This is a genomic window from Cupriavidus necator, from assembly GCF_016127575.1.
Taxonomy (GTDB): Bacteria; Pseudomonadota; Gammaproteobacteria; order Burkholderiales; family Burkholderiaceae; genus Cupriavidus; species Cupriavidus necator_D.
Genome location: NZ_CP066018.1, coordinates 2,239,242 through 2,252,231, shown reverse-complemented (window position 1 = coordinate 2,252,231; position 12,990 = coordinate 2,239,242). Strand labels below are relative to the sequence as shown.

Annotated in this window: 14 protein-coding genes; 8 read left to right on the top strand and 6 right to left on the bottom strand. The window is 67.1% G+C overall.

Translation table 11 applies throughout. From position 1 onward, the window contains the following. Positions 1–18 precede the first annotated feature (18 nt). Complete coding sequence (locus I6H87_RS10540; protein WP_010815005.1) at positions 19–504, bottom strand: YajQ family cyclic di-GMP-binding protein; 486 nt, start codon at positions 502–504, stop codon at positions 19–21. Positions 505–629: 125 nt separating this feature from the next. Here I6H87_RS10540 and murB point away from each other — a divergent pair, with 125 nt between their 5' ends. Continuing rightward, on the top strand, positions 630–1,640 hold the full coding sequence (murB, locus tag I6H87_RS10535; protein WP_011615971.1) for a UDP-N-acetylmuramate dehydrogenase: 1,011 nt from the start codon (positions 630–632) through the stop codon (positions 1,638–1,640). 33 nt (positions 1,641–1,673) lie between these two features. On the opposite strand, the gene ppnP is transcribed toward murB, so the two are convergent. Then, on the bottom strand, positions 1,674–1,985 hold the full coding sequence (gene ppnP / locus I6H87_RS10530; RefSeq protein WP_010815007.1) for a pyrimidine/purine nucleoside phosphorylase: 312 nt from the start codon (positions 1,983–1,985) through the stop codon (positions 1,674–1,676). An 84-nt stretch (positions 1,986–2,069) separates the two neighbouring features. Then, positions 2,070–2,993 (bottom strand): ornithine carbamoyltransferase, encoded by a 924-nt coding sequence (argF, locus tag I6H87_RS10525; RefSeq protein ID WP_010815008.1) that lies wholly within the window; start codon positions 2,991–2,993, stop codon positions 2,070–2,072. Between the two features lie 438 nt (positions 2,994–3,431). On the opposite strand from argF, the gene I6H87_RS10520 reads away from it, so the two are divergent. Further along, positions 3,432–3,731: a DUF3579 domain-containing protein gene (locus tag I6H87_RS10520; protein WP_010815009.1), complete on the top strand. Its 300-nt coding sequence runs from the start codon at positions 3,432–3,434 to the stop codon at positions 3,729–3,731. Positions 3,732–3,844: 113 nt separating this feature from the next. Here I6H87_RS10520 and rpsT read toward each other — a convergent pair whose 3' ends face one another. Continuing rightward, positions 3,845–4,111: a 30S ribosomal protein S20 gene (gene rpsT, locus I6H87_RS10515; RefSeq protein WP_010815010.1), complete on the bottom strand. Its 267-nt coding sequence runs from the start codon at positions 4,109–4,111 to the stop codon at positions 3,845–3,847. 328 nt (positions 4,112–4,439) lie between these two features. Here rpsT and murJ point away from each other — a divergent pair, with 328 nt between their 5' ends. Both murJ and I6H87_RS10505 read left to right on the top strand, forming a co-directional pair. Beyond that, entirely contained in the window at positions 4,440–5,990 is a 1,551-nt protein-coding gene (murJ, locus tag I6H87_RS10510; protein ID WP_010815011.1) for a murein biosynthesis integral membrane protein MurJ, read from the top strand. A 96-nt stretch (positions 5,991–6,086) separates the two neighbouring features. Then, entirely contained in the window at positions 6,087–6,935 is an 849-nt protein-coding gene (locus I6H87_RS10505; protein WP_010815012.1) for a SirB1 family protein, read from the top strand. Between the two features lie 54 nt (positions 6,936–6,989). Here I6H87_RS10505 and I6H87_RS10500 read toward each other — a convergent pair whose 3' ends face one another. Then, positions 6,990–7,643 carry a VTT domain-containing protein gene (locus I6H87_RS10500; RefSeq protein ID WP_035821236.1) on the bottom strand — a complete coding sequence of 218 codons (654 nt, stop codon included), beginning with the start codon at positions 7,641–7,643 and terminating at the stop codon, positions 6,990–6,992. Positions 7,644–7,808: 165 nt separating this feature from the next. Between I6H87_RS10500 and mutL the strand changes: the two genes are divergently transcribed. From mutL to I6H87_RS10480, 4 genes are all read left to right on the top strand, one after another. Next, positions 7,809–9,791, top strand: a complete 1,983-nt coding sequence (mutL, locus tag I6H87_RS10495; RefSeq protein ID WP_011615975.1) for a DNA mismatch repair endonuclease MutL — start codon at positions 7,809–7,811, stop codon at positions 9,789–9,791. Between the two features lie 33 nt (positions 9,792–9,824). Then, on the top strand, positions 9,825–10,793 hold the full coding sequence (gene miaA, locus I6H87_RS10490) for a tRNA (adenosine(37)-N6)-dimethylallyltransferase MiaA (protein WP_010815015.1): 969 nt from the start codon (positions 9,825–9,827) through the stop codon (positions 10,791–10,793). An 81-nt stretch (positions 10,794–10,874) separates the two neighbouring features. Beyond that, positions 10,875–11,375 (top strand): GNAT family N-acetyltransferase, encoded by a 501-nt coding sequence (locus tag I6H87_RS10485; protein ID WP_011615976.1) that lies wholly within the window; start codon positions 10,875–10,877, stop codon positions 11,373–11,375. A gap of 104 nt (positions 11,376–11,479) precedes the next feature. Further along, positions 11,480–12,217: a GntR family transcriptional regulator gene (locus I6H87_RS10480; protein ID WP_010815017.1), complete on the top strand. Its 738-nt coding sequence runs from the start codon at positions 11,480–11,482 to the stop codon at positions 12,215–12,217. Positions 12,218–12,245: 28 nt separating this feature from the next. On the opposite strand, the gene I6H87_RS10475 is transcribed toward I6H87_RS10480, so the two are convergent. Then, on the bottom strand, positions 12,246–12,989 hold the full coding sequence (locus I6H87_RS10475) for an aspartate/glutamate racemase family protein (RefSeq protein ID WP_010815018.1): 744 nt from the start codon (positions 12,987–12,989) through the stop codon (positions 12,246–12,248). Between the last annotated feature and the right edge of the window lies 1 nt (position 12,990).

Below are 12,990 nucleotides of genomic sequence, written 5' to 3'. Positions count from 1 at the left end.
CGGCGCGGGAGGCAGGAATCAGTCGCGGAAGTTGTTGAAGTCCAGCGGCGCCTCGGACACGTCCTTGCGCAGCATCGCCATCACGCTTTGCAGGTCGTCGCGCTTGGCGCCCGACACGCGCACCGCATCGCCCTGGATGCTGGCCTGCACCTTGATCTTGCTGTCCTTGATGATGCGCACGATCTTCTTGGACAGGTCGCCGGTCACGCCCTTCTTGATCGAGATCACCTGCTTGACCTTGTCACCGCTGATCTTGTCGATCTTGCCGTAGTCCAGGAAGCGCACGTCAACGTTGCGCTTGGCCATCTTGTTGATCAGCACATCCTTGACCTGGCTCAGCTTGAAATCATCGTCGGCAAAGGCAGTCAGTTCATTTTCCTTGTGCTCGACCCGGGCGTCCGAGCCCTTGAAATCGAAGCGCGTCGAGATTTCCTTGTTGGCCTGCTCGACGGCGTTCTTCACCTCAACCATGTTCGCTTCGCACACTACATCAAACGACGGCATTGCATTCTCCTTGTGATCCGTATGCCCGGAAGCCGGCCGCGCACGGCGCCTTCCGTATAATCCAGCCTACCTCGCAGTTCCGGGTCGCTTGCCCTCCAGCGGCGGCCGCGTCACCTTTCCCTTGCATGGCAGATTTCCACGAATTCTATCCCCTGCGTCGCCACAATACATTCGGATTCGACGCGCGCGCGCGCTTTGCGGTGCATGTGCGCAGCGAAGCCGACCTGACCGCGGCCCTGGCCGACCCGCGTGCCGACGGCCTGCCCCTGCTGGTCCTGGGCGGCGGCAGCAATGTGGTACTGACCGGCGACCTGGACGCGCTGGTGCTGCTGATGGAAATCCCCGGCTACCAGCCGGAGGAGACTGGCGATGCCTGGCTGGTCACCGCCGGCGCCGGCGAGAACTGGAACGCGCTGGTCAACCGCACCATCGCCGACGGCATGCCCGGCCTGGAAAACCTGGCGCTGATCCCCGGCACCGCGGGCGCGGCGCCGATCCAGAATATCGGCGCCTACGGGGTGGAGCTGCGCGAGCGCTTCGAAGGCGTGCGCGCCTATGACCGCCACACCGGCGCATTCGTGTGGCTGGACCTGCGGGCCTGCGGCTTCGGCTACCGCGACAGCCTGTTCAAGCACGCCGGCGCCGGCCGCTACATCATCACGGCGGTGACGCTGAGCCTGCCCAAGGCGTGGCAACCGGTGCTGTCGTACGGAGAGCTGGCGCGCGAACTCGATGGCCGGGCTGCGCCCGATGCGGCCACGATTCGCGACGCCGTGGTCGCGATCCGTTCGCGCAAGCTGCCCGACCCGGCACAGCTGGGCAATGCGGGCAGCTTCTTCAAGAATCCGCTGGTCAGCGCGGCGCAGCGCGACGCGCTGCTGCAGGCCAACCCGGACCTGGTCAGTTATGCGCAGCCGGACGGCTCGTACAAGCTGGCAGCCGGCTGGCTGATCGACCGCTGCGGCTTCAAGGGCATGACCGATGGCCCGGTGGGCGTCTACGGCAAGCAGGCGCTGGTGCTGGTGCACCACGGCGGCGGCACCGGCGCGATGCTGCTGGCACTGGCCAACCGCATCGCCGATGCGGTGCAGGCGCGCTTTGGCGTGCGCATCGAACCGGAGCCGGTAGTGCTGTAAAGCAGGTGGGCCAGGACCGGCCCGCCGCGCCGGTCACGCGAAGTGGCAGACGTAGTCCAGCGTTTCCTGCACCTCGATATCGAAGCTGCTGTTGCCCGGCACGCTGAACTGCTGGCCCGCGCCATAGGTCTGCCAGTCTTCCGAACCGGCCAGGCGCACGCGGCAGGTGCCGGCGTTGATTTCCATGATCTCGGGCGCGCCGGTGTTGAAGGTCAGCGCGGCCGGGAAGATCACGCCCAGCGTCTTGCGGGTGCCGTCCGGGAACAGCACGGTGTGGCTGACGCACTTGCCGTCAAAGTACAGGTTGGCTTTCTTGACGACCGACACGTTGTCGAACTGGCTCACTTCCATCTCCTTGGGTTTCTGTACGAAAGACGTAAAAAGAGGGGCCATCGCGGCCCCTCCCTGTTCACCCCGCGCCGCGCTGGTTCAGTAGCGGCCGCAGAGCAGGTATTCCATCAGCGCCTTCTGCACGTGCAGGCGGTTCTCGGCCTCTTCCCAGACCACGCTCTTGGGACCGTCGATCACGGCGGCCTCGACTTCCTCGCCGCGGTGCGCCGGCAGGCAGTGCATGAAGAGCGCGTCGGGCGCGGCGCGGTCCATCATCGGGGTCGTGACCATCCAGTCCTTGAAGGCGCGCTTGCGGGCGTCGTTCTCGGCCTCGAAGCCCATGCTGGTCCAGACATCGGTGGTGACCAGGCTGGCGCCCTGGCAGGCCGTTAGCGGATCGTCGAAGACCTTGACCAGGCCGGCTGCCGACGCCGGCACCATCGCCGGATCAAGCTGGTAGCCCGGCGGCGCCGAGAAATGGAAGGTGAAGCCGAGCCGCTCGGCGGCCTGGATCCAGGTGTAGGCCATGTTGTTGGCATCGCCGATCCACGCCACGGTCTTGCCGCGGATACTGCCGCGCTGCTCGATGTAGGTGAAGACGTCGGCCAGCACCTGGCACGGGTGGTATTCGTTGGTCAGGCCGTTGATCACCGGCACGCGCGAATGCGCGGCAAAGCGCTCGATGATGTCCTGGCCGAAGGTGCGGATCATGATGATGTCGACCATGCGCGAGATCACCTGCGCCGCATCCTCGATCGGCTCGCCGCGGCCCAGCTGCGAGTCGCGCGTGTTCAGGAACACCGCGTGGCCGCCCAGCTGGTGGATGCCGGCTTCGAACGACAGGCGCGTACGCGTGGAATTCTTCTCGAAGATCATGGCCAGCGTGCGGTCGTGCAGCGGGTGCCAGGTCTCGTAGTTCTTGAACTTGGCCTTCAGGATCCGCGCGCGATCCAGCAGGTACTCATACTCGTCGGGAGTGAAGTCGCTGAACTGGAGGTAATGCTTGATCGGGGTTGAGCTCATAAAACAAAGAAGGCGGCTCGGTGGGGACGCGCCGTCACGAAGTGTTCATGACTCAAGCGCGCCGCGGAGCCGCCTTTCGCGTCGCATACGCAATTTAACTGCAAGAATCATAAGGGATTATTTCTGCTTTGGCGAGTCCGGGACAACCCGGCACGGACTTGCGCCCTGCACTTGCCCGGGCCCGCTGACAGGTTCCCGACAGGATTTCGCCCTTATGCGCAACTCTTATATAAGATATAATACCCGCTGATTCACGCGGGGCCCGGCATACCCATGCCGCTGCCCGCCGCCGGCATCAAAAGTGCCCCCGCAAGACACCGACGCCCCGCCTTCCGGCTGGAACCAGCGCGAACCAAACGCGCCCCGGCCGCGTCAAACGGGCGCCCGTCCAGCGGGTTTACCGTCGAGTCGTCCGCCTCACCCGCAGTGTCCAGCCTCATGAACCCCAACGTTCGCGAATTCTTTATCCAAGGCATTACCAAGGAAGGCAAGACCTTCCGCCCGAGCGACTGGGCCGAACGGCTGTGCGGCGTGATGGCGCAGTTCCGCCCCGAGGGCGACAGCGGCGACCCGCGCCTGACCTACTCCCCCTACGTGCGGCCGATCTTCGCCGGCAATGTCAAATGCGTGGTGGTGGACGTGCGGCTGCGCGACATTGAACCCAAGGCGCTGGATTTCGTGCTTAACTTTGCGCGCGACAACAACCTGCAGCTGGTTGAAGCCTGTTCGCTGGAATAAGCGTGCCGGCCTGGCACCGGAAAGCAAAAAAGCTCGTCGGATGACGAGCTTTTTTATTGGCGGATGCCTGGGCACCCTCCTCTGCTGGACCGCCGGGGCGGCCCGGGCAGCGATCAGGCAGCCATCGACTTGATGGCGGCCGACAGGCGCGACTTGTGACGTGCAGCCTTGTTCTTGTGCACGATCTTCTTGTCGGCAATGCTGTCGATCACGGCTTGCGAGTTCTTGAAGATCTCGGCGGCAGCGGCCTTGTCGCCAGCGTCGATGGCCTTGCGGACGGCCTTGACGGCGGTGCGCAGACGCGAACGCAGGCTGGAGTTGTGAGCGTTCTGGGCAACGGCCTGGCGGGCGCGCTTGCGAGCTTGTGCGGAATTTGCCATGTAAAAATATCCTGAATTCAGATGCGTGCCGCGGGGGACACAACAATTAAGTCATATCGAGCGACCCGGGATGCACTGACACACGAATCCGGAACGCAACTGTCCTTGTGAATCGGCAATTATACACAGATGCCGGCGCACAAAGCAACACGGCGGACACTTTGCCAGCTCAGGCCCGGGCGGGCGCCGGGCCGGTCCGTATAATAAGCGCCACATTGTGCCGGGGCACGTGGCGCGCCGGCAACTTTATCGCCCGGACCGCGTCTCAGTGGCGTCCCCGGCATGCGGTGCGCCCGCACCGATCCACCGTCCCGCACCGACCCGCACCTTGAACCTGCTCAAAGCGCTCGCCACCATCAGCAGCCTTACGATGCTCTCGCGCATCACCGGCCTCGTGCGCGAAATCCTGATCGCCCGCGCCTTCGGCGCGTCGGAGATGACCGACGCGTTCAACGTGGCCTTCCGCATTCCCAACCTGCTGCGCCGCATTTTCGGCGAAGGCGCGTTCTCGCAGGCCTTCGTGCCGATCCTGGGCGAATACCACACCAAGCGCGGCGACGAGCCGACCAAGACACTGATCGACGCCGTCGCCACGGTCATGACCTGGGTGCTGATGGGCGTGTCCCTGCTTGGCGTGATCGGGGCACCGCTGGTGATGACCGCGGTCGCCACCGGCTTCCGCGGGCAAAGCGAGACCTATACCGCGGCCGTGTTCATGACGCGGGTGATGTTCCCGTATATCGGCCTGATCTCGCTGGTGGCGCTGGCGTCCGGCATCCTCAATACCTGGCGCAAGTTCGCGGTGCCGGCCTTCACGCCGGTGCTGCTCAACCTGTGCCTGATCATCGCGGCCCTGTTCGTCGGCCCGCACATGGACCAGCCGATCTACGCGCAGGCGTGGGGCGTGCTGGTCGGCGGCGTGCTGCAGCTGGCGATCCAGGTGCCGGCGCTGCGGCGCCTGGGCGTGATGCCGCGGCTGAGCTTCAACCTGCGCGCGGCGTGGTCCGATCCCGGCGTGCGCCGCATCCTGCGGCAGATGGGGCCGGCGCTGCTGGCCGTGTCGGTGGCGCAGATCAGCCAGATCATCAATACCAATATCGCCTCGCGGCTGGCCGCGGGCAGCGTCTCTTACCTGACCTATGCCGACCGGCTGATGGAATTCCCGACCGCGCTGCTGGGCGTGGCGCTGGGGACCATCCTGCTGCCGAGCCTGTCCAAGGCCAACGCCTCGGGCGACCATGCCGAGTACTCGAGCCTGCTCGACTGGGGCCTGCGCCTGACCTTCCTGCTGGCGGTGCCCTGCGCGGTGGGGCTGTTCGTGTTCGGCGCGCCGCTGACCGCCGTGCTGTTCAACTATGGCAAGTTCGACGCCCACGCGGTCGAGATGACGCGCCAGGCGCTGGTCTCGTACGGCGTCGGCCTGATGGGGCTGATTTCGATCAAGATCCTGGCGCCCGGCTTCTATGCGCGCCAGGATATCCGCACGCCGGTGAAGATCGCACTGCTGGTGCTTGTGATCACGCAGGCCTGCAACTATGCGTTCGTGCCGTGGATCGGCCATGCCGGGCTGGCGCTGTCGATCAGCGCCGGCGCCACCATCAACGCGCTGCTGCTGTTCTTCGGCCTGCGCCGGCGCGGCCTGTACCGGCCGGCGCCGGGCTGGTGGCTGTTCCTGGCGCAGCTGTGCGCCTCGGTGCTGCTGCTGTCCGGCATGCTGCTCTGGTTCGCGCGCAACTTCGACTGGATCGGGCTGGGCGCGACGCCGCTGCTGCGCATCGCGCTGCTGGCTTCGTGCCTGGTACTTGCAGCGGTGGTCTACTTCGGTACACTGTGGCTCATGGGACTGCGCTACTCTGCCTTCAGGCGCCGCGCCGGCTGATGGGCCAGCGAATCTGCCAACGCATGGGCCACCTAACGAGCCGGCAATGGTGACCCACGCTGCGCGCGGTGCCGGCGGCTGCACCGGGAAACCGACATGACATCCACCAAAGTCCTGGATTATTTCGCCAGCCTCGTGGCTGACGAAAACGGCATCCCGCTGACCGAAACCGCGCTGTCCATCGCGCAGGACGCCTACCCCGACCTGGACCTGCAGTCCGAGCTTGCGGCGCTGGACGTGCTGGCGCTGCGCCTGAAGCGCCGGATCGCCGAAGGCACCCCCGCGATCCAGCGGCTGCGCCTGCTGAACCATTTCTTCTATCGCGACCTGGGTTTCGGCCCGAACGCGAACGACTACTACGACCCCGACAACTCCTACCTGAACGTGGTGCTGCGCCAGCGGCGCGGCATCCCGATCTCGCTTGCGGTGCTGTTCATGGAGCTGGGCCAGCAGATCGGCCTGCCGCTCAAGGGCGTGTCGTTCCCCAACCATTTCCTGCTGCGCATGACGATTCCTGCCGGCGAGGTGATCCTGGACCCGCTCACCGGCGAGACCCTGTCGAAGGAACGGCTGCAGGAAATGCTGGACCCGTACCTGGAGCGCGAAGGCATCAGCGATGCCAGCCAGGTGCCGCTGGGCCTGTTCCTGCGCGCGGCCAGCCACCGCGAGATCGTCGCACGCATGCTGCGCAACCTGAAGGCGATCTACCTGCAGGAGTCGCGCTGGCAGAGGCTGCTGGCGGTGCAGAACCGGCTGGTGATCCTGCTGCCGGGTTCGATCGAGGAAGTGCGCGACCGGGGGCTGGCGTACGCCAACCTGGAGTGCTTCCGCCCTGCGCTGGCCGACCTGGAAGCCTATGTGCTCGCCCGGCCCGATGCGGCCGATATCGGCCAGATCCGCGAGCGCATGCCGGCGCTGCGGATGATGAGCCGCAGCCTCAACTAAGAACCCGCTTCATAGTGAAAAAAGGGCGCGAAGGCTGCGCGGCCCCTCACTTGCTCAGCGCTCCACGCGCGTGGGCCGGCGGCGGTTGCCGCGCACCAGCTTCCACAGCCCGCCCAGAACCAGCGGCACCACGGCCGCGCCAATGCCGGCCAGCACGATCAGGTTCAGGTACTGGCGGATGAACGGCAGGTTGCCGAAGAAGTAGCCGGCAAAGACCAGGCCGACCACCCAGGCCACGGCGCCGACCACGTTGAACATCTGGAAGCGCGCAAAGGTCATCTGCGACACGCCCGCCACGAACGGGGCGAAGGTGCGCACGATCGGCACGAAGCGCGCCATCACCAGCGTCTTGCCGCCGTGCCGCTCATAGAAGTCATGGGTGCGGCGCAGCGCATCCTGGTCCAGGAAGCGCCACTGATGGTCGAACACCTTGGGCCCGATCCAGCTGCCCACCAGGTAGTTGACGGTATTGCCGGAAATCGCCGCCACCAGCAGCAGGCCGATCAGTGCCCACTCGTTCATGGCGCCGGTTGCGCAGAAGGCGCCCGCGATAAACAGCAGCGAGTCGCCCGGCAGGAACGGCAGGACCACCAGACCGGTTTCGGCAAAGACGATCAGGAACAGGATGGCATAGACCCAGTGGCCGTACTGGTCGATGACCGTGCCGAGGTATTTGTCGACATGCACCAGCATGTCGATGAGCTGCAAAGCGAGATCCAAGTCGTTCCCCGTTGATGGTTTGGTTGACTGCGTTCTGTCCGATGCGGCCTGGGCCGCCTTGGCCTGAATCATACAAGAGCCGCCGCGCCAATCCGTCACCTGCGGCGCCTTTGCGCGTCCGACTCCGTGCGGGCGTCCACGTATAATCGCCGGATGCCTGCCTCCGCCTCCAGCACCGCCCTGCGCACCACCCAGCAGCCGCGCCCGATCCGGCCGCTGCCGGACCAGCTCATCAGCCAGATCGCCGCCGGCGAAGTGGTGGAACGACCGGCCTCGGTGGTCAAGGAGTTGCTGGAAAACGCGCTCGACGCCGGCGCCACGCAGCTCGGCATCCGGCTGGAAGAAGGCGGCGTGCGGCGCATCGTCATCACGGACAACGGCTGCGGCATCCCTGCGGCAGAGTTGCCGGTCGCGCTGATGCGCCACGCCACCAGCAAGATTGCGTCGCTCGACGAACTGGAATCAGTGCTGACGCTGGGCTTCCGCGGCGAGGCCCTGGCCTCGATCGCCTCGGTGTCCCAGCTGGCCCTGACCAGCCGCACCGCGGCCGATGCCCATGCCACCCAGGTCAGCGCCGATACCGGCACGGTGCAGCCTGCCTCGGGCGGGGTCGGCACCACCGTCGACGTGCAGCACCTCTACTTCAACACGCCAGCGCGCCGAAAGTTCCTCAAATCGGAGCAAACCGAGCTGGGGCACTGCCTGGAGATGGTACGGCGCGTGGCGCTGGCGCGGCCCGACGTGACCATCTCGGTCCACCACAACGGCAAGCCGCTGGAGCACTGGAATGCCGGCGACGTCGCCACCCGTACCGCGCAGGTGCTGGGCAATGACTTTGCCCGCGCCCGCCTGCCACTGGACGAAGAGGCCGACACGCTGCACCTGTATGGCTTTGCCGGGCTGCCCACCGCCTCGCGCGGGCGGCCGGACCAGCAGTACTTCTTTGTCAACGGCCGCTTCGTGCGCGACAAGCTGCTCAATCACGCGGTGCGCAGCGCCTACCAGGACGTGCTGCACGGCGACCGCTTCCCGTCCTATGTGCTGTGCCTGGACCTGCCGCCGGAGATGGTCGACGTCAACGTGCACCCGTCGAAGATCGAAGTGCGCTTCCGTGAATCGCGCGCCGTGCACCAGTTCGTCTACCACGCGGTGCAGCGTTGCCTGGCGCGGCAGGCCGGCGGGAACGGCGACAGCCTGCATACCGATGCCGACGGCGAGATCACCCTGCCGTCTGGCGGCGCGACACCGGCGGGCGGCGCACGGCCGGGCTTTGGCGGCGGCAGTGGTGGTGGCGGCCAGTGGATCAATTATTCCGCGGCACGCCAGACCGAACTCGGCATCGCCCAGCCACGCCAGGCCTACCTGGGCATGGTGCGCGATGCCGCCGCACCGGCAGCGCGGCCGTATGGCGCCATGCCCGGCACCCCGGCGCAAGCGCCGGCCTGGCTGGCCGACGCGCAGGCGGCACGCGCCGACGACCCGCCCGGCCTGCTGGACCGCCTGCCGCCGGCCGCGCGCGCCGGCTTTGCCGATCCTGCCGACGCCCCCGACGACCACCCGCTCGGCTACGCCATCGCCCAGCTGCATGGCATCTATGTGCTGGCGCAGAACGCGCGCGGGCTGGTGCTGGTGGATATGCATGCCGCGCACGAACGCATCCTGTATGAGCAGATCAAGGCCGGCCTGGACGCGCGCGACCTCGCGGTGCAGCCGCTGCTGATCCCGGTCACGCTGCCCGGCAGCCCGGTCGAGATCGGCGTGGCCGAAGAACACCAGGAGACACTGACGCTGCTGGGCTTCGATATCGCCCCGGTGTCGCCCACCACTCTCGCGGTGCGAGCGGTGCCGGCGCTGCTGCAGCAGGCCGATGCCGAAGCGCTGGCGCGCGATGTGTTGCGCGACCTGCATGCCTACGGCGGCTCGCGCGTGCTGGCCGAGCGCCGCAACGAACTGCTGGCCACCCTCGCCTGCCACAGCGCGGTGCGCGCCAACCGCAAGCTCACGCTCGAGGAAATGAATGCGCTCTTGCGCCAGATGGAGCAGACCGAGCGCGCCGACCAGTGCAACCACGGCCGCCCGACCTGGGTGCAACTGACCGTGACCGAGCTGGACCGGCTGTTCCTGCGCGGGCAATAAGCCGCTCGCCCCACGATTCATCCAAGGCTTTCGATGTCCGCCGTACCCCACGATTCCGCCACGCATCCGCCCGTGGTCTGCCTGCTCGGCCCCACCGCCTCGGGCAAGACCGCGGCCGCGCTGGCGCTGGCGGCCGACGCGCCGGTGGAGATCATCAGCCTGGATTCGGCGCTGGTGTACCGCGAGATGGATATCGGCACCGCCAAGCCCACGCGCGAAGAACTTGCAGCCGCGCCGCACCACCTGATCGACATCATCGACCCGGCCGACAGCTACTCCGCGGCGCAGTTCGTCACCGATGCCGAACGGCTGATCGCACAGATCCGCGCGCGCGGCCATGTGCCGCTGATCGTCGGCGGCACCATGCTCTACTACAAGGCACTGACGCAGGGGCTCAATGACCTGCCCCAGGCCGATGCCGCGCTGCGCGCGGAGCTGGACCAGCTTGCCGCCGAGCGCGGCTGGCCGGCGCTGCATGCGATGCTGGCCGAGGTCGACCCGGTCACCGCGGCGCGGCTCGCGCCCAATGACGCGCAGCGCATCCAGCGCGCGCTGGAGATCCACCGCCTGTCCGGCCAGCCGATGTCGGCACTGCTGGCGCGCCAGGCCGAGGGGCGCACCTTTGCCGGCGCGGCGGACCAGCGCTTCCGCGTGATTGCGCTGGAGCCATCGGACCGCCTGGCGCTGCACGCGCGCATCGCTCAGCGTTATGACGCGATGCTGGCCAACGGCTTTATCGAGGAAGTCGAGCGGCTGCGCCGGCGCGGCGACCTGCATCCGGGCTTGCCGTCGATCCGCTGCGTCGGCTACCGGCAGGTATGGGAGTACCTGGACGGCGACGCAGACTTTGCCACCATGCGCGAGCGCGGCATCGCCGCCACGCGCCAGCTGTGCAAGCGCCAGCTGACCTGGCTGCGCAGCACGCCCGAGCGGCTGGTGGTGGATTGCCTGGCGCCCGGGTATGTCGACCAGGTGCGCAGGCTGGCGGACTTCGGGCACTGACCCGATTGCATGCAAGCTGGCGCGGCAAGTGACGCACAGGCGATAATTCCGAATTCCTGTTTGCCGGAGAGCCGACCCAGCATGTCCAAGCCCGCCTTCACGCTCCGCCCCGCCACCGCCGCCGACAGCGAGACGCTGTTCAACCTGATCCTGGCGCTGGCCGAATACGAAAAGCTGACGCATATTGTCGAAGCCACGCCGCAGAAGATCCAGGATGCACTGTTCGGCGCCACGCCGCATGCCGAAGCGGTGCTGGTCGAAGTCGACACCGATGGCGGCCGGCAAGCCGTCGGCTTTGCCCTCTTCTTCCACAATTTCTCAACCTTCCTGGCCAGGCCCGGCCTGTACCTGGAAGACCTCTATGTCGATCCGGCCTGGCGCGGCCACGGCCTGGGCAAGGCGCTGCTCAAGCACCTCGCGGCGCTGGCGGTCGAGCGCGGCTGTGGCCGCTTCGAATGGTCGGTGCTGGACTGGAACCAGCCGTCGATCGACTTCTACGAGGCCATGGGTGCGGACGTGCTGCCCGACTGGCGCATCTGCCGCGTGACCGGCGAGGCGCTGGACAAGCTCGGCGCGAAGTAAGAACGGCAACCGGTCCGACGCCGCTGTTATACACTTGATGGCAAGCCGCCATACAATAACGACACCGACTGTCTTTTTTTTCCGGGCCGCCAACGCCAACCGCCATGCCACAAACCAAAGCCGACCTGCCCGCCACCGACGGTATCAATGAGACCGACACGGACAGCGCGCGCGGCGCGTCGGTCGAGGCAATCGCCGACCGCATCCTGACCGCGATCTGGGAGCACCGGCTGCCGCCGGGTACCAAGCTGGTCGAGGAAAAGCTGGGCGGCGTGTTCGGCGTGAGCCGCACCAAGGTACGGCTGGCCTTTGCCAAGCTGGCGCATGAAGGCGTGCTGACGGTCCATCCCAACCGCGGCACCTTCGTCTCCAGCCCGAGCGTGGCCGAAGCGCGCCAGGTGCTGCATTCACGCCACCTGCTGGAACCCGCGCTGGTGCGCGACCTGGCCGGCGCCATTGGCGCGCCGGGGGTGCGCGCGCTGCGCGAAACCACGCGCCAGGAAGCGCAGGCGCGCGACAGCAACGACCGCCGCGCCATCATCCGGCTGTCGGGCGAGTTCCACTGCAAGCTGGCGGAAATGACCGGCAACCAGTACCTGGGCAAGTACATGCGCGAGCTGTGCTCGCTGACCTGCCTGATCATCGCGCTCTATGACGCACCGGGGGTGCCGTCGTGCCCGCACCATGAACACGACGACATCGTCGATGCGCTGGAAGCCGGCGACGGCGAGCGCGCCGCGCGGCTGATGGCGGAGCACCTCGGCCATGTCGAAAGCACGCTGCGGCTGGAGCTGCCGGCTGAGGAAAAGGTCGATCTCGAAGCGGTGTTCGCCGCGGTCTGAGCCGCGGCGTCATCGGCGGCGAAGTGGCTTAGCGGTGCTCGATGCGCGCTGCCAGCGCCGCGGGCAAACCCAGCGTGGGCTTGGCATCCGGGCGGCGGAACGTGCCCGCGGTGGCCTTGCGCGGCTGCAGCGCGACCAGCGCCTCGGCCTGCTTGACGGCGGCGGCCATCTGGTCGACCACCGGCACCGGAATGCGGTCGCGCACGCGCGCGGCCAGGCCGGCCAGCGGCGCGCCGGCCAGGATCACCACATCGGCTTCATCCTCCGCCACGGCGCGGTTGGCCAGTTCCACCAGCACGGCTTCCTTCTCTTCCTGGACGTCCGACACCGAGGCAAAGCTGCCGTCCAGCATGCGGATGCCGGCCAGCCGGCTGCGCAGGCCATGCATGTCCACGCACTCCTCATACCAGGGCCCCAGCGCCCGCGCAAAGGTCACGATGGCAAAGCGCCGGCCCAGCATGCAGGCCGACAGCATCGCCGCCTCGGCCATGCCCACCACCGGCAGGTCGAACAGTTCGCGCGCGCCCATCAGGCCGGGGTCGCCGAAGGCCGCGATGATGGCCGCGTCGAACTGGCCATGGTGCTCGGCCAGCATCTCCAGCGCGATGGCGCCGCCGATCTGCGCCTCGGCGCGCGTGGCGATATAGGGCACGCCGCGGCTGGCGGTCAGCGGCACCAGCTCGGTGCCGGGGGCCGCGGCCTCGGTGGCCGCCGCCATCAGCCGCGCGGTGATGCCTTCGCTGGTATTGGGATTCAGGACAAGGATTCGCATG

Excerpts from the sequence above, each read along its gene's own strand:
- I6H87_RS10540 (WP_010815005.1), bottom strand. The coding sequence starts at position 504 with ATGCCGTCGTTTGATGTAGTGTGCGAAGCGAACATGGTTGAGGTGAAG.
- murB (WP_011615971.1), top strand. The coding sequence starts at position 630 with ATGGCAGATTTCCACGAATTCTATCCCCTGCGTCGCCACAATACATTC.
- argF (WP_010815008.1), bottom strand. The coding sequence starts at position 2,993 with ATGAGCTCAACCCCGATCAAGCATTACCTCCAGTTCAGCGACTTCACT.
- I6H87_RS10520 (WP_010815009.1), top strand. The coding sequence starts at position 3,432 with ATGAACCCCAACGTTCGCGAATTCTTTATCCAAGGCATTACCAAGGAA.
- rpsT (WP_010815010.1), bottom strand. The coding sequence starts at position 4,111 with ATGGCAAATTCCGCACAAGCTCGCAAGCGCGCCCGCCAGGCCGTTGCC.
- I6H87_RS10505 (WP_010815012.1), top strand. The coding sequence starts at position 6,087 with ATGACATCCACCAAAGTCCTGGATTATTTCGCCAGCCTCGTGGCTGAC.
- mutL (WP_011615975.1), top strand. The coding sequence starts at position 7,809 with ATGCCTGCCTCCGCCTCCAGCACCGCCCTGCGCACCACCCAGCAGCCG.
- miaA (WP_010815015.1), top strand. The coding sequence starts at position 9,825 with ATGTCCGCCGTACCCCACGATTCCGCCACGCATCCGCCCGTGGTCTGC.
- I6H87_RS10485 (WP_011615976.1), top strand. The coding sequence starts at position 10,875 with ATGTCCAAGCCCGCCTTCACGCTCCGCCCCGCCACCGCCGCCGACAGC.
- I6H87_RS10480 (WP_010815017.1), top strand. The coding sequence starts at position 11,480 with ATGCCACAAACCAAAGCCGACCTGCCCGCCACCGACGGTATCAATGAG.
- I6H87_RS10475 (WP_010815018.1), bottom strand. The coding sequence starts at position 12,989 with ATGCGAATCCTTGTCCTGAATCCCAATACCAGCGAAGGCATCACCGCG.